This window comes from Pseudobdellovibrio exovorus JSS, from assembly GCF_000348725.1.
Lineage (GTDB): Bacteria > Bdellovibrionota > Bdellovibrionia > Bdellovibrionales > Bdellovibrionaceae > Pseudobdellovibrio > Pseudobdellovibrio exovorus.
Genome location: NC_020813.1, coordinates 1,190,648 through 1,210,509 on the forward strand (window position 1 = coordinate 1,190,648; position 19,862 = coordinate 1,210,509).

18 protein-coding genes are annotated in these 19,862 nt (G+C 42.0%); 10 read left to right on the forward strand and 8 right to left on the reverse strand.

What is annotated here, in order from left to right:
* The first annotated feature begins 110 nt into the window (after positions 1-110).
* The 3 genes from A11Q_RS05900 (at position 111) to A11Q_RS05910 (ending at position 1,593) form a co-directional block, all read left to right on the forward strand.
* Positions 111-374: a transposase gene (locus tag A11Q_RS05900; protein WP_015469879.1), complete on the forward strand. Its 264-nt coding sequence runs from the start codon at positions 111-113 to the stop codon at positions 372-374.
* Complete coding sequence (locus A11Q_RS05905; protein WP_015469880.1) at positions 368-1,195, forward strand: IS3 family transposase; 828 nt, start codon at positions 368-370, stop codon at positions 1,193-1,195. The genes A11Q_RS05900 and A11Q_RS05905 overlap by 7 nt, the downstream gene beginning before the upstream one ends.
* Before the next feature lie 170 nt (positions 1,196-1,365).
* Positions 1,366-1,593: a hypothetical protein gene (locus A11Q_RS05910; RefSeq protein WP_015469881.1), complete on the forward strand. Its 228-nt coding sequence runs from the start codon at positions 1,366-1,368 to the stop codon at positions 1,591-1,593.
* An 8-nt stretch (positions 1,594-1,601) separates the two neighbouring features.
* Here A11Q_RS05910 and A11Q_RS05915 read toward each other — a convergent pair whose 3' ends face one another.
* The 3 genes from A11Q_RS05915 to A11Q_RS13470 form a co-directional block, all read right to left on the reverse strand.
* Positions 1,602-2,633, reverse strand: coding sequence for a hypothetical protein (locus tag A11Q_RS05915; RefSeq protein ID WP_015469882.1), 1,032 nt, complete (start codon positions 2,631-2,633; stop codon positions 1,602-1,604).
* Between the two features lie 78 nt (positions 2,634-2,711).
* Positions 2,712-3,002: a hypothetical protein gene (locus A11Q_RS05920; protein WP_015469883.1), complete on the reverse strand. Its 291-nt coding sequence runs from the start codon at positions 3,000-3,002 to the stop codon at positions 2,712-2,714.
* A 20-nt stretch (positions 3,003-3,022) separates the two neighbouring features.
* Complete coding sequence (locus A11Q_RS13470; RefSeq protein ID WP_015469884.1) at positions 3,023-4,897, reverse strand: ATP-dependent nuclease; 1,875 nt, start codon at positions 4,895-4,897, stop codon at positions 3,023-3,025.
* A gap of 306 nt (positions 4,898-5,203) precedes the next feature.
* On the opposite strand from A11Q_RS13470, the gene A11Q_RS05930 reads away from it, so the two are divergent.
* Entirely contained in the window at positions 5,204-6,400 is a 1,197-nt protein-coding gene (locus tag A11Q_RS05930) for an AGE family epimerase/isomerase (RefSeq protein WP_015469885.1), read from the forward strand.
* Between the two features lie 43 nt (positions 6,401-6,443).
* Here the strand turns inward: A11Q_RS05930 and A11Q_RS13475 are convergent, their stop codons facing one another.
* The gene (locus A11Q_RS13475; protein WP_015469886.1) at positions 6,444-7,730 is read right to left on the reverse strand and encodes a peptidoglycan DD-metalloendopeptidase family protein; all 1,287 of its coding nucleotides are present in this window, start codon (positions 7,728-7,730) and stop codon (positions 6,444-6,446) included.
* Positions 7,731-7,877: 147 nt separating this feature from the next.
* Entirely contained in the window at positions 7,878-8,087 is a 210-nt protein-coding gene (locus tag A11Q_RS05940; RefSeq protein WP_015469887.1) for a hypothetical protein, read from the reverse strand.
* Positions 8,088-8,265: 178 nt separating this feature from the next.
* Here A11Q_RS05940 and A11Q_RS05945 point away from each other — a divergent pair, with 178 nt between their 5' ends.
* Complete coding sequence (locus A11Q_RS05945; protein ID WP_015469888.1) at positions 8,266-8,628, forward strand: hypothetical protein; 363 nt, start codon at positions 8,266-8,268, stop codon at positions 8,626-8,628.
* A 37-nt stretch (positions 8,629-8,665) separates the two neighbouring features.
* Here A11Q_RS05945 and A11Q_RS05950 read toward each other — a convergent pair whose 3' ends face one another.
* Entirely contained in the window at positions 8,666-8,914 is a 249-nt protein-coding gene (locus tag A11Q_RS05950) for a hypothetical protein (protein WP_015469889.1), read from the reverse strand.
* Positions 8,915-8,992: 78 nt separating this feature from the next.
* Complete coding sequence (locus tag A11Q_RS13480; protein ID WP_015469890.1) at positions 8,993-9,865, reverse strand: BON domain-containing protein; 873 nt, start codon at positions 9,863-9,865, stop codon at positions 8,993-8,995.
* A 361-nt stretch (positions 9,866-10,226) separates the two neighbouring features.
* Between A11Q_RS13480 and A11Q_RS05960 the strand changes: the two genes are divergently transcribed.
* The 5 genes from A11Q_RS05960 to A11Q_RS13485 all read left to right on the forward strand — a co-directional run bounded on the left by A11Q_RS05960 (position 10,227) and on the right by A11Q_RS13485 (position 18,306).
* Positions 10,227-12,149, forward strand: a complete 1,923-nt coding sequence (locus tag A11Q_RS05960; protein ID WP_015469891.1) for a hypothetical protein — start codon at positions 10,227-10,229, stop codon at positions 12,147-12,149.
* Positions 12,150-12,282: 133 nt separating this feature from the next.
* Positions 12,283-14,241, forward strand: coding sequence for a methionine--tRNA ligase (locus A11Q_RS05965; protein ID WP_015469892.1), 1,959 nt, complete (start codon positions 12,283-12,285; stop codon positions 14,239-14,241).
* A 375-nt stretch (positions 14,242-14,616) separates the two neighbouring features.
* Positions 14,617-16,155 carry a hypothetical protein gene (locus tag A11Q_RS05970; RefSeq protein WP_015469893.1) on the forward strand — a complete coding sequence of 513 codons (1,539 nt, stop codon included), beginning with the start codon at positions 14,617-14,619 and terminating at the stop codon, positions 16,153-16,155.
* The gene (locus A11Q_RS05975; protein WP_015469894.1) at positions 16,152-17,348 is read left to right on the forward strand and encodes an RsmB/NOP family class I SAM-dependent RNA methyltransferase; all 1,197 of its coding nucleotides are present in this window, start codon (positions 16,152-16,154) and stop codon (positions 17,346-17,348) included. Before A11Q_RS05970 ends, A11Q_RS05975 begins: the two co-directional genes overlap by 4 nt.
* A 64-nt stretch (positions 17,349-17,412) precedes the next feature.
* Entirely contained in the window at positions 17,413-18,306 is an 894-nt protein-coding gene (locus tag A11Q_RS13485; RefSeq protein ID WP_015469895.1) for a polysaccharide deacetylase family protein, read from the forward strand.
* A gap of 10 nt (positions 18,307-18,316) precedes the next feature.
* Here A11Q_RS13485 and A11Q_RS05985 read toward each other — a convergent pair whose 3' ends face one another.
* Positions 18,317-19,786: an ArnT family glycosyltransferase gene (locus tag A11Q_RS05985; RefSeq protein ID WP_015469896.1), complete on the reverse strand. Its 1,470-nt coding sequence runs from the start codon at positions 19,784-19,786 to the stop codon at positions 18,317-18,319.
* Positions 19,787-19,862 lie beyond the last annotated feature (76 nt).

Genomic DNA, 19,862 nt, shown 5'->3' on the forward strand with positions numbered 1-19,862 from the left:
TACGTTTTTCCGTTGTAACTCCGGCGGTTCTCCCCTAAATCTGTAGGCCCTGCATATTGAAGTCACGGTGTGCCAAAACACCGGCCAGAGAGCCGGAGAAGGAACACCAAATGAAGAAAAGATTCACCGACGACCAGATCATTGGAGCCGTCAAAAAACTTGAAAATGGGGCAGCCCCAAAAGAACTTGCCCGCGAGATGGGAGTTACCCAGCAGACGCTTTACCACTGGAAAAAGAGATTTAAAGGTATGGACGTCGTGGATGCCAAGCGCCTTAAGGAGCTAGAAGCTGAAAATGCTCGCTTAAAACGACTCGTAGCCGATCAAGCTCTGGACATCGTCATGCTCAAGGATGTGAATTCAAAAAAGTGGTAAGGCCCAAAGACCGACGAACGGAGGCTCTTTATCTGGTCGATAAGTACAAGACCACAAAGGCCCGATGCTGTCGCCTTTTGGGCCTTAGTATCTCGACACTATCCTACGAACCAGCGCCGAATGGGGATGCTCCAGTTCGTGATAAACTCATTGCACTCGCGGGAGAGAATAAGCGTTTTGGCCATCCAAGACTGTTTGTTCTTCTAAAGAAAGAGATGCCGGAAGTAAATCACAAGCGGTCTCACCGTATTTACAAGCAATCCGATTTACAACTTCAGAGAAGAAAACGCAAAAAACTTGGCACCCATCCGCGAATGCCACCAACCAGAGCCAGCGAGGCTGGCCAAGTCTGGGCCGTTGATTTTATGTTCGACTATCTGGAGAGTGGTCGAAAACTCAAAACGCTGACCATCATTGACGAGTATTCGAAAATATCTCCTGGAATTTTAGTGGAGCATTCAATCCGCGGAGTTGATGTGACGCAGTTTTTGGATCATTTGGCCGCCGGAGTCTACCCAAAGATTATCCGAACAGATCAAGGAACAGAGTTTACTTCGCGAGCGATGCTAGACTGGGCTTACCGTCACAATATCAGATTGGAGTTCACTCGGGTCAGAAAACCAAATCAAGTTATTGAGGCATTCAACTCAAGGGTGCGAGACGAGTGTCTTAACGAGAACGTCTTTTTCTCCCTTAGTGACGCCAGGGACAAGATCGACGATTGGCACTGGAGATATAATAACTTCAATCCACACTCAGCACTGGGAATGAAATCACCGATAGAGTTTGCAATGGAAAGAGAAACTATGTTAGCAAGTTAACGCCACCTGACTCAAAGCCTCTGACTCACAGAATCTTGGGAGAACCGCCTTTCTGGAACCTTGGTTCCGTAGGTTCATAAAGTCTCATATATATTTTAGTATTGAGCTTGCTATCTGACATATCATCACCACATTTCATCGAAATCTGCATTAAGCAGTAAGGAGGGAAAGTGGAACTTTACAGAAATACTGGCGGGGACTCAGGAATTGTGGGGTATGAAATTGGAACGGACTCTATCGTAGTTAAGTTTAGAGATGGGGCAGTATATTTATATGACTATACTCATACCGGAGTTGCTGATGTTGAACACATGAAGCAACTGGCTTTGAGTGGATCTGGTCTGAATAGCTTTATTAGCAGAGCTGTACGCAAAAGATTTGCTAGAAAAATTCGATAGTATGCTTACTAAAGGGCGTTAAGATCCTTCTCGATTAGCTGATAACGTTCTTTAGTAGATTCCCCCATGTAAAAATCTAAAAGATCTTGTTTGTTTAGCTTTCCATCTTTCAAAAATTTTGAAAAATACTCCTGATTAAAGTTCATAAGTAAAATACTTTTCTCAATTTGCTTTAATATAGCTTTGTTGTTTTCTATATTTGTGAGAACTAAGTTTCTAATACTAGTAATTTCGTTTAGGTCTTTAATGATTTTGGATATCAAGAGTGACAATATAGATGCATCTATATCTGTGCTTCTGGCATTTAAAGCTATATCCCTAGCTAAGGAATAGGCGATTGCAAGATTGGTATAGTTACCCTTTTGAGAGTCAATTATCGCAATAAAACCCACATTTGGTATAAATCCAACATTTTCACAAACCTTTAATATACTACTATCAACCAATGAGGCGTCGAATACAATAATCGCAACTTGGGAGTCTCTATTGGCTTGAGCTTCCAGAAGCTGACTCCAAGCTGTATCGGCTCTTCGAGCAAAAGGGTCGCGGGTACCAATTTCTCCGAGTCGAACACTTTTGTCAAATTTGCATTCAATTACAATCTTCTGGTCTGGCTTTCCATCTATTTCGCAAACAATATCTCCCGTTTTATTTTTAGCGATAATACCTGCTGAGTTTCCAGTTAAAAAAACAGAGTCCTTTAAGTTTCTTTCTTTAAAGTGATCTTTAAGGAAATCGGCTATTTCATCTTCTGCTAGAGTCCCTTTTACAGTTGTTTTGTAAAAAATCTCTTTTTTCATATCGAAGATCATTTTCAAGCTTTCTAGTTCTGTTCCAAGGTGATTGGCTGTTTTGGACAAGAAACTAGAAAGGCGATCCTCCATCATTGCGAGTACGCCAATATAAAGTGCTCGAAGAAGTTTTTCACTTCTTTCCTCAGACGGAAGAGCATCGAAATAATTAAATACTACATCATTCTCTATTTCGAATTCTTGAATTTCAACTCGTTTAAGTTTTTGATTCAGCTTGATAGTATTCATATATCTCCCAATGCTTGTAAAAAGGAGTAACTTAGCTGATTATTTACTGCGTGACAACGAGTGTTAGTAAATTCGTTGTCAGAGTTCACAGTAAATATGCGACATCGCACTATCTCCGCGAACATACTCCGGTCGAGGTCCATCAAAGTGTTTTTCTAGTAAGCTTATATCTGAAGCCTTAGAAAGAGTAAAAAGTTTCATATCCTTTGGGTCAGAAGATGAGTAGCCGTCCACTTGGTAGGCTCTAAGAGATTCATTTCCAGCGGTTGAGATGCCATAACAGTGAGGTTCGACGATACGGACTCCTCCATTATATTTAAACTCGATCATTTTTTTATTATTTATAGCATCTACGATTATTTGATTCATAAGTTTCCTTTTAATATTGTTTATGGGGTAAAGATAAATCTAGGGTCTTTTTCTAAATTATTTTTTTCAATCCAAGACTTTAAATGATCTTCATATTTATCACCACACTTTGTATTTTGTATTTCTCCGGATAACTCTTTTATTAATGTTTCAATTGCATTTTTAAAAGGAGTATTCGAGAGCATTAAGACAGCATCGAGAGGTTTTCCTTCGCCACTTGATGGAATATCATTTTCTACTTCAAAATTAGGAACTGAAACTCGGTGAATTACTTTTATATTTTCATTAGTAGTTAATTTTGTTTCCTCTGCTATTTGTTTATTGATTACATATGCGGGGTTTTTCTTTTTTCCAGACTTCGTTTTCGGCGAATCCGTATCGTGTAAAATAGAGTGTGGTATTTTGAATTGTCTAAGTATTCTTAGAATGAGTGGAATAGTGCTTTTGCCTCCGGCTCGAATGACCGTTCTCCCTTTTTTAGGTGTTGTTGATAAGACTGTTGTGTCTATAAGTTCTTGGAAGAGAGCATATTCAGTATCCCCTTCAACTACAAAAACAGTATTGGCAAAAAAAATTTCACTGAAGTTCGAGTCAAATTTTAGTAATGCACTAAGTTGATTTTTTTCTGATTCATTAAAGTTAGCAGCTGTAGATCTAAATGTGTGAGAAGTTGAGGAACGCTTTTCTACGCGCACAATGGTAGTATGGTCTTTTGTTGGATCAATGAAGGCGGGGTGGTGCGTTGTCATCATAACTTGCCATCCTGAATCTTGTGATAGCTTGTATAGCTGATCTTTGGCAGCTCTTACAGCGGAAGGGTGTAGAGCTATCTCCGGTTCATCTATCATGAGGACATATCCTCTATTGAAGGTCTCATCTGTTGTGTTTTCCAGAACTGAAACTTTTGATGTAAGGGCTGTAATTTTCTTTTTATCTGTTGAAGTAAGATTTTCCTTGTTCTGCAAGACACTTAATTGTCTCTTGGCTTCAGATAGATCGTGGGATCTTTTCTCTTTTTGGTTGTTTGTATCTAATTTCGATTGAAGGGCAGAACGAACTTTAAGTAATGACCAAAAAAGGGTTCGCTGAGCGCCAGTGCCTTGACTATTAATTTTAAAAAATCGGTCCTCTTCTTTTATTAGAATATCGCTAATTCTAGTTAAGTATGAGTCCAAATCGAAAAAATCTTTATTAGGTGTAATCGTTACAGATACGTTGGAGTCGTTAAAAACATTTGTGAATTGTCCATCTATTTCGTTTTGAATTTCTTTTAGGGTGTCTGCATAACCTATTAGTTCTTGATCCATTGTGTCTTTAAAAGCAGAAAGAGCTTTGCTTAAATTCGAAGTGTCATCAGCAATTTTATTTTTTAGATCTTTTATGATTGGCTCTAGAATAAGTTTAATTAGAGAACTTTTTTCTTTGTCTGGTTGGTCGAGAGCGCCTATTCTTAAAGGTTTGGGTAGTCTGCTGGAAAAAACAGAATCTAATCCAGATGCTTTTTCTTCTGTAGGAAAACTATTGGTTTCCTTATCATAAGTCGTTCTTTCACAGGATAGGGTTTTTCGTGACCATGTCCACCTTGACCTTATTATGGGAGTGCCTGGATATTCTGCATAATCATTTATGAGCCATTTATCTGCAATATTAGGAGTCTTTTCTGCTACTTCTATCCATAATTCGACATAGGGATCATCTTCTGCGCCTTTGTGAATTTTATCTGCGGGGATAGAAGAACTTTTTATGGCAAGCTCATAACAGTCGAGGACCGTGCTTTTGCCGCAATTGTTTTGTCCGACAAGACAAACTAAATCTGAAATTTCTATGGATGTTGGGTTTCTTCCAAAAGGGCCAATGTTAGAAATAACAAGTCTTTTAATTGTTGAATTGCTCATTTACATCCTTATGCTACTCATATATAGCGAGCTTATAACCAATTATTTATTTAGTTTCAAGAGGTTAATCTCATATCTCAATCCTATCCTCAATCTGCTGCTCCTGAACTATCTTCTGCTGAATTACAGCCCACAAGTACAGGTAGTTCTCTGTAGTGGCGATATCTGTATGACCAAGGACATACTTAGCTAAAAAGTGATGTCCTTCAGTCTGTGCAATTAAATTTGTGCAATAAGCTCACATAATTTGCAATTAACCCACATTTGCTCGTTCACTCCCATGCATTTCTTCGTTACCATATTCCCATGAACTCAATCGCAAATAATAATATTCAGCAAAATATCCCGCCAAATGTTCAACAAAATATTCAACAAGCCAAGCAGTGGCTTACACAAAACGTATTTCCTATTTGGTTTGAGCGGGGTTATGAATCCTCAACTGGATGTTTCGTTGAATCGATTGCGTTAACGGGTGAACCTCTATCGAATCTTGATAGACGAGCAATGGTGCAGGCTCGCCAGATATATGCCATGACCGAAGCTGTTCGTCTGAATTTATTTGCTCGTGACAAGGCTACGCCGATTATCCGAAAAAATATCCAAATGTTAATTCAGCAGTATCGCTTGCCATCGGGTGGTTATGCCCATTCGATTAATTCAGCACTTCAGGTTTCTAATTCCGATGTGGACTTATATACGCAGGCCTTTGTGCTTTTCGGACTGGCGCGTGCCTACGAGTTATTGCAAGACGAGCAGTTGGTGATTGAAGCAAAGAAATTATTAAATTACCTGCAAGAAAGTCGCAGCACGGGAAATGGTGGCCATACCGAGATCAAAGCGGGTAAAACGCTTTACCAAAGTAATCCTCACATGCATCTGTTCGAAGCGGCACTGGCATGGGTGGCGGTCAGTCGTGAAAACTGCTGGCGGCAACTGGCAGATGACTTGTTTGACTTGTGCACGACAAAGTTTATTGATGCGGAAACAGGTTTTTTAGCTGAGCATTATTTGGAACCATGGACTCCGCAAAGAATAGACGGGCATTTTATTTTTGAACCGGGCCATCACTTCGAGTGGGCGTGGTTGCTCAGTCAGTATCAGCAGTTAACGGGTGTTCCAACAGCTCAGTACAGTCAGCCTTTATATGAAAGTGCTGAAAAGTACGGGCTGACGCCAGATAAGAAATTTGCAGTGGACGAGGTTTTAAGTAATACCGAAGTTCACAAAAAGAGCTCTCGTTTTTGGCCGCAGACTGAAAGAATCAAAGCGGCAGTGGATTTGGGACTGACTCAAAGCTCTGAAAACCAAACAGCCTATGCACAGGTGGCGGATACAGCTTTTGTAACTTTATTCCGTTACTTTGAAGGGTTACAAGCAGGTCTATGGCAGGACACTCTGCAAGAGGACGGAAAATTCCAAAATCAACCTGCAAAAGCGAGTTCGCTTTATCATATTATTAATGCTTTATCTGAATATATTTTAAAGCGCCCGCAGCTGGGATAAGTTACCAGCGACAAATCGCTAGCTAGGATAAACTTAAGATAAATCACCGACTCGGCAAGTACCGCGTCGGATTCACTGATCTACCATTTTGACGGATTTCAAGATGCAAGTGGTTGCCGGTGGAAATACCGGTGCTGCCGACTTTCCCGATGACCTGTCCTTGGCGGATAGGAGTCCCCGCAGCCACACTGACTTCGCTTAAGTGGGCATACAAACTGGTCATACCATTTCCATGATCGATAAGAACATGATTCCCGTAACCGCGGCCACAGCTTGAGCGGCCCACGCGACATGTGTTTTGAATGCTAACCACGCGGCCACTGCGTACAGCCATCACGTTTGTTCCGCGCGGAGCTGCGTAGTCGATACCATGGTGCATGCGCCAGCGGCCTGTGCGCGGGTGGCGACGATTACCATAGCCAGAAGAAACGCGATAGGTATTGCGAGTTAGAGGCAAGATATAAGGTTCATCGACAGCAATCGGTTCTAAAGCGGCGGGGCTACCTTGGCAAGAGCTACACTGACCTGCAACGCCAGCTTCCGTGTCTTGTGCGCGCACGCGGCGAGCGTACTCTTCAATAAGTTCGTCAGCATGTTCGGAAGAGTCCGTATGTTGTTCTGCTAGCTCGAGGGGATTCAGAGGAGCTGTGGCCGCTTCAAGTAAGCTGACATGCACCCATCCGACTTTATTTGTTCCTGAAACGCGGATAGGAATCCACTCGCCCTGCGGGCGACCGATAATTTCAACATTTGTATTATTCGTTAAGCGACCTAAGATCGTTCCGCTTAAGGAAGGATCAGCACGAAAGCGCGCACGCGTACGCACGTTGATTGTCAGTTGCATTGGCTTCGTCCGATCAATCGAATCGACCTGTGCCCGTGTTAGAGCAGCTTGGGAAAGTGTGTTCTTCACACCATCGTCATCCGCAGTGATCAAAGTCTGTCTATTTTTAGCAGCTAAACTTTCAGACTCTTCTGGAGTTTCTGTTGGTGAAACATGTCGTAAATAAACCCAACCCGTCATCCATTCGTTAGATTCATTTTGATAGCGTACGGGTAACCAGTACTGCATTCCATCGGAACCTGTGGGGTGAAGACGAGGTCCACCCACAGCATAGACTTGTCGCCCGTGTGGAATCGCACCGATACGTGCGGCGTTGGGTTGCATGCGGATATTCAAGCCATTGCGCGCGCTCACTGTAAGTGGATCCCCTTGTTCGATATCAGGGGCCGGCGAGCGCTGTTGAGCCATAGCAAAATCAGCGCAAGTTCCGATAAGGAGTAATGCAAGAGACATTGTGCGCAGAAGTTGGTTTGTAAATTGGCTCATAGCGAGATTACAAAGCAAGAGGCGAGCCAGCAGTAAACATCTTGCTGTGGTAGCTGTAAAATCCCGTACAGGCTTTCAGTGGTCAAAACAGCTGTTGATATTTTTGACAACTGTTTGGCCGTATTCGGATTTATAACGTGTTAGGTTTTATTGGATCAGTTCTAATACTGCGGCTTCGATCACTTCTGAAATGCTATTGGTGTAAAGATCAATAGCGTACTCACTTCCAGGAATGCGCGCATCAGGTCTGCCGTTATGATAAAAGGGTACAGGCACCCACATCGAGAATCTTCCATTGTCCTGAGGCACATAAGAAGTCAGGCAGCGAGAGCTACTTTCACAGACAGTGACGCGCATCCACTGTTGTGCATTGTACTGAATGGTTTTTCCAAAAAGCTCAATATAGTTGTGGCGGCTCCAAATACTATGAAGAACAACATAAATGACCGCAGATGTTCCTGTGATCGATTTATAGTTCGAAATTGAGTTATGCGATCTTTATAACAAAATAACAAATCAATATGAGGAGTTTAGAATGTCTTTAAGAAGTGTTTTAAAAGTAATGGGTATTGCTGTAGCCACGATCGCTTTTGTCGGCTGTGCCAGCATGAGCGGCGGACCATTGATCGATGGTGAGGGTGGAGATCCAGGTCGTTTGATCATCAAAAATAATAGAAAAGGTGATGATATCACAGCTGTATTGATGTCACGTTGTTGTGGATACACAATGGGATTTAATCGTCTAGAAAATCGCGAGTGGATTAACTACGGAAAACAAAAAACATTCGAAATGTCTCCGGGTTGCTGGGACGTTTCTATGGGAGACGGAGTCAGCCATCAAGGGTCTACGAAAGCCTACATTGAAAGTGGCAAAGATTACGTTATTGATTACAAATAGTCTGAGTTAATTGTTCTTACTGTGCTAATATACAGGCCTAATCCAACTTTTCTTGGGGAGGGCGGTCCACTAGAAAGTGCCCCTTGTGTTTGGCACAGTGAGCGCAGCAATAAATAGATCCTTCTGCTTCAACACCATGACCAATAATTCGAGTTTCACAGTGTTCACAACGTGGAGCCAGCGTATTGATAGCGCATTCGAAGCTATCAAAGAATTGCTCTTGACCATTCATTTTTATACTAAATGCTTTATCGTATTTATTTCCGCAATTTGCACATTCCCGCATAAAAACCTCATTTCAAAATTAATATCAAGATAGAATGGTGGCCCCTTTATAAAAAAGCGGGCCACCGTTGGTTCTAAATTATTGTTTTGTACTAGAAGATGTAGAACTAGTGGTGCTAGATGCATTACGTCCTAAATTATTACGATTTCCATTCAAGGTAGAACGGCTACCAGCTTCAGTGGAAGACATTTCGTTAGTCATGCCTTGACTGGCTAAAGTCGTATCAACACGCAAATCATTTCTAACATCCTGAACACCACGAACATTTTCTGCGCAGGCTTCCGCTTGACGTTTCATTTGACGTGAACTGATGGAGCCGGTCAGCGTACAAATGCCTTCTTTTACGGATACATCTATTTCAGATGCATCAACATCAGAATCATATTCAAGGGCTTCACACACTTCTTCTTTAATTCTGTCATCTGAACGACGGAACCCTTTCGGACCTTTACCTGAGAATTGACCTCTTTGTGAAGTTTGACCATGCTCTGAAGCTTGGCCCCATTGTGAACCGCGTCCGTAAACTTCAGAAGAAAATCTTCCTTGATCTGCATGGTTCATGTCATGACGAGTGCCATGGTATTGTGAAGAGGTGGCGTTGCGACCTTGTTCGAACTCGCCAGCGCGTGGATATCCAGCGCCATAGCTACGATCGTGCTCGATATTACTGTAGTCATTGTAACCTCGGTGGCTGCTCGGCAAATTCCGTTGGCCACGTTGCCAGTCCATTTGTGATGGTGAACGCTCAGGGCCGTAGAAGTATCCTCCATCGTCTGAACGATCGGAATTGAAGTCACTTCTTAAACCAGAATCCGACATATCTTGAAAGCTGCGATAACCTTCGTTGTTAGCATAGTCGTTATTCAAACGGCTGCGATAACCTTGAGAAAATTCCTCACGGCGAGTGGGTTGGTGGGATTGATGTCTATTGTGTCTATTTCTATTTTGCATAATGATTCCTTTCATGCATGGTTTTTAAAATGGGATTTGTCCCCGAATAGTAATGAAGACAGAGCAAATATGAGGCCTTTAATGAAAGTATTTTCCCAAAATAAAAATGTATGTATTTTCGAGGGGATAGAAATTTGTATTTAAATAGTAAGCACAAAAAATTGGGTCATAAAAAACCATCGTCCCAGAATATTTCCCCTAACGCTTTATGTTGGAGAGGGTGTAGATCTGACGCAAGAACGGATCAACTTGGTTCTTGTGCAAGAATAATCTAATCGAAATCATAGCAATCTTTTAAAGAAATCTAATAATGAGACACTTAAGCGCTTTCGTATCTAGACTTTTGTTCCGATGAGTTTGTATGGGGAAAAGTCTAAAAAAGAATTCTAATTTGGCCTTTAAGTCTTTGCTTTTAATAGGTCTGTTCTTTGTATTGGCTTGCGAAAGAAAAGCGGATACAGACTTTGTTAAAATTCAACTTCAACTTCCTGCAAAAGTGATGTCATCGCAGATGGGGGAGTCTTTCAACTCGATGTTAGATCCCTTTGCCTCACAAAGTATAGTTCCTTTGCTAGATTCAAAATCAATTAATTCAAAAAATATCTTTAACTCTGTGGTGCCGAGTCTGGCTACTAATGCACAGAACCCCATGAACTGTATTCTGGTTGTGGTTTCTGGTCCGGAAACAGAACCTGATTTTTCAAAAAACCACTGTGTGAAGAAAACAAACCCTGCCGTATCATCAAAAAATGACATTTCCAGCCCGCGTTTAGAGTTCGGACCTTATGTCGGTCTTGTTGATGCTTTTAATTACAACAATACTATCGAGATGGAGCTAAAACCCGGTGAGGGTCGTGTCTTTACGTTGTTAGGGTTTCATGCCAAAGAGTCCTGTTCAGAAATCTACTCGGCTCTGCGTGACAAGTCGAAGCTCAGCAAGGCTTATCGCATTGGGGCTTCAACACCGCAAAAATTAGTTGGTGGCAGCGTGATCGAAGTTCCTATCCGTCTTCTTTCAGAGGTGAATAGTTCAGATTACTTTTCTGATTGTACGATCCCTGATCCCGAAACAATTTATCCTCTCTATACTCGAGCTGAGGTCACGACAACAGACTATCGAAAAAAAATACGCTCATTTTCGACTAATCCCTACACAAATTTTATGTGTGAAGCGCTAGAGATCAATTTGAAAACCAATGATCCCTATACGCAGCGACTTGTCAGTGGAACTGTTGCTCAGGATACGTACTTCCAGATTAAGTTGGCATACGCCGATTTGACGACTTACGAAAGCGAACGGGACTGTGTTAATAATGTGGATGCCAATAGTAAATTGAAGTTTGTCCGCAATCAAATTTCACAGCGGGTGTGGTTCCGTCAGCAGAGATACACAAACGCAACTCTTGCTCTTGAGGTAAAACGTGAAGATGGCAGCACGATTTTTACTGATACGCTGGGGCAAGAAAATAGAACTACATCAGTTTTCTTTGATACTATTTTGCCGACACAATTAGAGTTGGATAAATGTTATATGGTGACCAGTTGGTTACGAGACTTTAATGGTAATGTCATTACAAGTCCTAACGATTTCTATTTAGACAATGACACGATTCCCACTGTCGCCAGTGCTCAGATATTTTCGTCTTTAGGGGATTGTGAAGATGGTATTAATATAAATCCACAACTGACTTTTCCGTATGGATTGAATTCCTTATCCTATTGGGTGAAAGCGGGCCCACAGTATAGCAAATTTGATTATTCACTGACATTAACTTCAATGACTGCAGTGAATGTAGAACCTCTATTTAATACAGTTGGTAACACAGAGGTTTCCAATACGGATCGTGATACTCTGATATCTTTAAATACACATGGGCAAACAAGAATTCCAAATTATGGTAGTCAGCCTGTCGGTACAATTAACTGCAGACCACTTTTTGTTTCGTTTGGTTTAAAGAATAAAGATACGTTTGTGCTGGGTTCTAGTGCGACGTCTACTATGGCGAATATGAAAGTTCAGGTTTCCGATCCAAGTGGGCCAAATACTAATGGTTATACGTTATATAGTAACTCCAGTTGCTCTGGTACACCGATTTATCCTGTTGGCTCAACGGCACTGGCGGCAGGGACAGATATTTCAAGTCCGGTAGTGGGATCACCATTTTATAAACTCTATATAAAAACAGATGGCAATTCGACGTATGGTCAACGAAAGCTGATGTTTTACTATCAGGGTGCGGTTGCTGGTCATCTTAGTTTTGACTTGGTCGATGACAATCACTAGATCGCATTCGCTCTTATAATTGAGCTTAATTTCATTCTGCTGTGCTTAATATCTAAGCGATGTGGTGCTCCGTGCGGCAAAACTCGTGCATCATCTCTGAATTTTAGCTAAATTAGGGTTTTCAGAGGTTTGTATGCAACAAGGTTCACCAACAGATTCAAAAGCTAAATTTATTCCACCAACAGATGTGAAGTCGGTCCTACAGAACTTCAAGAAGCCAAAAAAAGCAGTGATCACGGCGGGGATGCCCTATGCGAATGGTCCGTTGCATTTAGGGCATTTAGCGGGAGCCCATGTTCCTGCAGATATCTACGCACGTTGGATGCGCATGTTAATTGGTGCCGAGAATGTTTTGTTTGTGAATGGCAATGATGATCATGGTTCTACAAGTGAAGTGGCCGCGGTTAAAGCTGGAAAATCAACCCGTGAATTTATTGATACGATTCATGAACAGCAAAAAGAAACATTAAAACGCTACTCGATTCAGACCGATATTTTCACAGGAACTTCGCGCCCTGAAACCTATCCTTTACATGAAAAGTATTCGCAGGATTTCCTACGTCTACTTTTTAAAAATGACATGTTAGAAAAACGGGTCACGAAACAATGGTATGATCCGAAGATGGAGCGCTTCTTACAGGATCGCTTTGTTCGTGGGACCTGTCCTAGTTGCGATAACCACGAGGCTTATTCAGATGAGTGTGATGCCTGTGGAACGCAATTTGATCCCAGTACATTAAAAGATCCTCGCAGTCAGCTCAGTGATGCTAAGCCAGAGCTTAAAGACACAGCCCACTGGTGGCTGAATATGTGGAACGTGGCTGATCCATTGAAAGCATGGATTGAGTCGAAACAAAAAGCATGGCGTTCTGCAATTGTACAAGAGGTGATTAATACAGTCTTGATTGGTTGTCGTTTTGAAAATCAATTCGAATCTAAATATAAAGAAATTAAAGAGACCTTGCCGAAACACAAATCTCGTTACGTCCCAGGAAAAAAAGTAGAATGTCTTTTTGACACGAAAGTGGATTTAGCGACGGCACAGGCCATTTTAGAAGCGGCCGGGATTCCATCCGTTGTTACCGACAAGTGGGCTTATCGTCCGATTACACGTGATGTCTCTTGGGGTATTCCGGTGCCACCGGAAATTGATCCTGAAATGAAAGGTAAAACATTGTATGTTTGGCCTGACTCTTTGATTGCGCCGATTGTTTTTACGCAAGTGGCTTTGGAAAAATCGGGAAGATCTGCCGAGCAATACAAAGACTTCTGGTGTGATCCTGAAGCCACTGTTGTTCAGTTTTTAGGGCAAGACAATGTCTTTTTCTATGTGATCATGCAGGGCTCGATGTGGCTGGGGCATCAAGCTAATACCCAAACACATCCACCTAAAGGTGAATTGCAAATGACAGAAGTTCTGAGTTGCTATCACTTGATGGTGAATGGTGAAAAAATGAGTAAATCCACGGGCAATTTCTATACGGGCGATCAACTGCTAGAGATGGGTTATTCTGCGGACCAAGTCCGTTATTTCTTAGCGATGTTGAGTTTGCCAGTGAAAGCTTCCAATTTTGATTTTGTGCACTTTGCAGAACGTAATAGGTTTTTAGCTGGTCCGTTGAATGCGGCGTTTGAAAAGCCAATATCGGCATGTCATTCCAAATTCGGCGGACGGGTACCTGAAGGAAAGTTGATAGGTAAAGCAGAAGCTGAAACCGTGAAGCTAGTTCAGATGTATTTACGCTCAATGCAAAAAGGGGACTACTCAACTTTATTAGGACAAGTAGAAAACTATGCAAGACAGATCAACTCTTTGTTTTCGCAGTTTAAACCCCATGATGATCGTGCGCCTGAAGAAGATAGAAAAAATGCTCTGTACACATGTTTCTATGTTCTAAAAAATCTGATGATCATGTTGGCACCATTTGCTCCTCAGACGGTAAATGAGTTACGTCAGACACTTAATCTGCCAGAAACAGTGTTGCGAGCGGAAGAGTTGGGAACAGGTTTGTCAGCAGGTCATGTCATTGCGCCTCAGCGAGCGTACTTCCCTGCGGTAGCCGAAGAAGTGTCTGAATCTTCGGCGCCGTAATCAGCGCCGTAAGCAGAGTCGTAATCAATGTAATACCCAGAGAGGTGAATTTGTTAAATCATGGATATTGAGCCGTGGATGGTTATTTTCTTTCTAGTATTTGTTCTTTTCTTCGCCGTGTTCATCGCGGCGTTCTGGTTCGCTTTCGATTCTTTTAAAAAGTTTGATAAAAAAGATTAAAATTCGACTCTTCACATGAACAGCGAGCCGCCCAAAGTGGTGACAAGCTTTGTTAGCTGTTCAGGACTCATGCGGTGTTGATTGGTGAGGTCAGTAAGGCTTTTTGTAAAAAGTGAGTCTCATTCAGTAGTTAGATGGTTGTTTCAAACTGAGACACCTTTAAAATTCTGTCACAGAAATTGCTATTCCTTGGGTATGGGACAATTGCGTCTAAATTTTCTTAATATATCTTTGCGAGCTGTCGGCCGTGTGATTCTACCTGTGGTGGTGGGATTCATAGGGCTATCGTCGTCATCTGTTTTGGCTGCGAATCGCTGCGAAGCTTTATTTTCTCGGTTGCAAGCACCTGTGGCGGTCAGACCAGTTCAGCCGAGTGTGCGGCCAGTTACTCCTGCTCCGCGCGCTCAAACAGAGGCTCCGCGCCCACGCATTGAACGAGTGGAACTGCCGGAAAGACGTTTTGATGGACACACACGAGAGCTACGTGACACGCTATCGGGAAAGTTAGCCACAGTTTGGCGTAGCGAATGGAAAACGAAACTTGAGGTCTCGGAATCTAATCAATATGTAGTCGACATGGCTCGTGAGTTCCTGACTCCAGAAACGCGCGAAGTTGTTTTAGCAGGATTAGAAGTTCACAGTGAAGGACTTGTTCGTCAAGTGCATGAACGAATTTATCGCCTACAGGAAGCGGGACGCCTCAAAGAAGCGGACGCTTTATTAGTGCGAGATATGCCGCCTCCGGTGGGCGCAAAAGACACAACTTTTACCTATTATACAAAACCAATCGTGAACACTCATGGTGAAGGAAAACATCAAATCCGTGTTCGGACCTATTTACGTGAAGTGTCCTATGAACAAATTCCAGAAGGGCAATCTGTACAGGGATTTGAGGCCAATGGTTCTTCCGTTGTGATCACGAAGCTAGCGAATCAAAGTTATCGAGTTGAGACTGGAATTGAGGCCACAGGAAAAGTCGTGCGTGAGCTTAATCTATCAGAGGTGCAACAGTTATATGGTGCATCTGCACGCTTTTTTGCTCCCCATGGAAAGTCATTTAAAATGGAAGTGAAGACCGCTTTAGACGATCAAATTTCCTATGAACGATTCCCCATCCTTGGTGGTAATCACATGGTGCAAAAGCTAGATGTGAGTTTATCGCCTGCACAGGTAGCAAGACTATTTGCTCCTTTGACGGAAAGCAGTGCTGCTGCTCGGCGTGTAGAGGCGCTGACACGAATTGATTCTTTGCAGTCGGAAATCAATGCGAAGAATCCAGACGGTCAAGCCAGAACCGAGGCTGTGTTTAATGTGCTGAAAGCGGGTATTGAAGGTAATCCTGATTTCCTAGCGATTGAAGGAGCTACGGCTTATCACCGTACAGCTTTCGAGTCGAAAAGTGGTTTCCAAACGACGATTGATCGGGATCAGGGCGTCTACATGGGTAATATGTATGCGAGTAGTTCACTGAAAACTCCTGTTGAGACCATACGCCAAAATCAAATGATTGCGACAACAGCCGCAGACGCTCGACATGTAGAACTAAAAGTTCCAGTGACGTCCATCGAAAACACTGTGGGAATACAATTTCATGACCCACGATCAGCACCACAGCCACAAAGAGCTGAAAGTGATGCTTCTATCGTCAGTGCCGTAGGTATTTATAGCCGCTATGTGCGCAACAACGATCACTCAGGTAAATTCAATTACATTATGAAATATGGTGAGGATTGAAAAAAAATATCCAATTTCATTTTATTAATACCTTAAAGCAGACTTTGGATGAAGTTTTGCAAAAAGGTTATCATGCGGACCGCATGATTGATAAATATGTGCGTGCTAATAAGTGGTCGCGCGAGGAAAGACAGCTCTTTGCGGATTCAATTTATTATATCTTAAGACATAAGCGACTTTTAGAATTCCTTGCTGGCAGTGAAGATTTACTAAAGGTGATCGCTGTTTATTTTATTCAAAAATCTTATAAATTACCTCCACGGCCCGAGTTTGTAGGTATCAGTGAGGGCAGTATCAACAACAATCTTCAGAAAGAAAAACCACGGGCCATTGAGTGCTCTCTGCCAGATTGGTTAGATCAGTTAGGACAAAAAGAGTTTGGCGAACGCTGGCTGAGTTTAGCAAAAGCTCTGACAGATGAACCACGACTGTACATTCGAGCGAATACATTAAAGACAGACCGAAGATCCTTGCAACAGCGTCTGAAAAAAGAAGGCATTGCTACGGAAGAAAAAGTATCTTTAGAGATCGAAGTTCCACAGGCTCTAGAAGTTAAAGAACGTAAAAATATATTTATCACTGACAGCTATCGTGAAGGGCAGTTTGAAGTTCAAGATATTGGGTCACAGTTTATTGCTCCATTACTTGAGGTGCAGGCAGGGATGAATGTGATTGATGCTTGCGCTGGAAGTGGCGGCAAAACTCTGCATATAGCGGCCTTAATGCAAAATAAAGGCAGTGTTCTAGCGATGGATATCATGGGATATAAACTTAAGGACTTACAGGCGCGCGCTGACAAAGCTGGTTGTCAGATTTTAAAGACACAATTAATTGATTCCCCAAAGGTGATTCAAAAACTCAAAAATACAGCGGACCGTGTTTTGTTAGATGTTCCATGCAGTGGTTTAGGTGTGCTCAAACGCAATCCAGACAGTAAATGGAAGATGAATCTAGAGCAAGTAGATGAGCTAGTTCAAACCCAAAGAAAAATTCTAGTGGACTACACTGAAATGTGTAAACCGAATGGCCTCGTGGTGTATTCCACCTGCAGTCTTTTGCATCGTGAAAATGAAGAACAAATCCAATGGTTTCTAAACAAGACCTCTAAGTGGAAGTTGTTGAATCAGTACCGCGTATGGCCTGACACCAATGTCAGTGATGGCTTTTATGCGGCTGTTTTAAAGAAATTGTGACGGCAGTTTCGACTTATAATGAAAGAGTAGAGCGTGGTAAAGGTAAATGCCAAGGTAAATGCAAATGGGTAAAAATTTATTAGTATTTCTAATTATTATTGTGAATACTGTTTTTACTTTAGCGGCCACAGCTAAAGTTGAAAACTATCAGCCTGTCTTTCTTGATTGTAGTCGTTCTGATGCACAAGCATTTGCGGTAGCTATTCGCCAATTTCAGCAGAATGGTGTGGCGATGAGTTTGGTTGTAGAAGCTAATTCTTTGAAAACTAAAATAGCAAGACAGCAGGATTTAAGTTGTAAGCAGATTAACCGCGAAAGCTTTGCGCGGACGTATTACTCGCAGGTTTTACAGCAGGCGGCTGCCAACAAAGCGCAAATGGCCAATGCTGGTGTTCGACGAGTTAATCGTGAACAAGTGGCACTGACAGTGGATATGTGCCCTTCAAGTAAAGCTTATGAAAGTCGTTTTTATGATTGGGCTGAGTCCGCTAAAGCCGCGTTAGGTGTGGCCTTAACGGCAGCGTGGGGAATGCGTCATCCCAGTGAGCTCGCCCGCTTAAAAGAAATGTCGAAAACAACAAATGATATTACATGGATTAATCACAGTTATTACCATCGCTATCGTGCTGGAGTGGCGAATGCACAAAATTTTCTATTAATGGATGGCACGAATATCGATGCAGAAGTTCTTGGAAATGAAGTTTTTATGATTGAAAATGGAATTGTCCCTTCGGTGTATTTTCGCTTCCCTGGTCTGATCTCTTCAGATGGAATTATCACTAAAATTCTAGGCTGGGGATTGATTCCCTTGGGGTCCGATGCATGGTTAGCTAAGGGTGAAGCTCCAAAGGCTGGAAGTATTATTCTAATTCATGGAAATGGGAATGAACCCACAGGTATCACGGCTTTCTTTCGCCATTTAAATCAAATTTTAAGATTCGGTATCGGGTCTCTTTAAAAAGCTCTTTTTAAGGTTCTTCGGCCAGCTTGCTATTTTGTGTGTAGATAGTTCTGCTGGCTTGTAGATGTCCATCGCCTTGATCGGTGATTAAAAGAACTTCTTTTCCGCTCAAATCACCAACTGCCATTTCGGGTGAATAGATAGTTTGTTCAGGAAAGTACCATTGAACTGTGTAAAAGAATCCATATCCCTCGGGAGTATCATTTTGTACGACAATAGGAAGTTTTTTAAAGTCCGGTTGTTGCCGCTCAGATTCGGTTTTAATGGCGGTCCAAATATCAGGATTTTTTTGAACTCCCGAGACAAACCACATCCAATATCCTAAAGAAAGAGCGAAGCCGAAAAGAGCAAGTTGGTGAGCAAATTTGAAGTTAAGACTTTTCCAGATTTTATAAATAGCTTCAGCTACAGGAAGAGCTCCGAATAACAGCACTCCAGTTAGGTGTTGCGAGCTATCCTTCTTAATTAACCAAAAAGCTAACAGATTAAAGAAAATGTAAAATACAAAGTACAAAGTTAACGGCGAGATATTTCGTTTGAGGGACTCTGTAAACGATTTATGTGAGTGAAGTTGGTATGCTGAAAGTACCAGAGCTGAACTCAGGAAAAGAATTTCAAATAGGTAGACTTCGATAAACGTGGTAAGAATACCGAAGCTCCAGACAAACTGCAGATTCTCTTGGTTGAAAAATCTTTGTGTAAATTGTCGGCTCCAATAGGTGCTGATCCATTGTCCATTCCAAATAGTCAGATCGTATCCAACCCAAATGCTAATAGGCAGAATTAGGCCTAAACTGAAGACGGCGATCTGTTTAAAATAATCTACTGTAGATGAAGACTTTGAAGAAAAATTTTGTAGCGAAACTAGCAGGGCAAGGGCTGCAAGGTGGGGTAGAATTTCAAGCCCCTTGGTTAGAAAGGCAAGTCCAAGTAAGATACCTGACCAGAAAGCCTGTCGATAAAAGATCCATACAGTGACAGAAAGAAAAGCTAAAAGTTGAGCGAGAGGATCCAGCGAAGGTTGGGCCACTTGCATGATATAGGTGGCATTAATAACCAGTACATATCCTGCAAGTAAACCAATAGCATGTCGATCTTGTGAGGTGTTGAAATGGAGGTAAGAGAAATTATTTTTTCGGCTGACCACGTAGACGGCCAAGATCGAAAAAGCAGCGATTGCAAAGTTTGGAATTTTTAAAACAATATCAGAGTAGCCAAGTACAGAAGTAAATAAGCTACTGAAGTAGAAAAAGAGATAGGGGTGTTCTGCAAACACACGAGTTCGATCCCAGCTAGGAAGTTGCCCTGCTAAAAATCCGGCCTCACTGATTTCACGAACAATCCATGAATACACAGCGCCATCGCCGTGGATAGCTGACCAAAAAACCTGAGCTGTAAGAATCATAAAAAAAGTGCCCGCAGCCAATAGGGTGTAAAAGAGGTTGGTTGGTGTAAAAATAGCTGCGGTCTGTTTCATATAAGATGAAGTTTTATTTTAGATTCCCTTCTGGGTTTTGTCCAATAAGGCAGTGATAAGGTCGAGTTTTATAAAC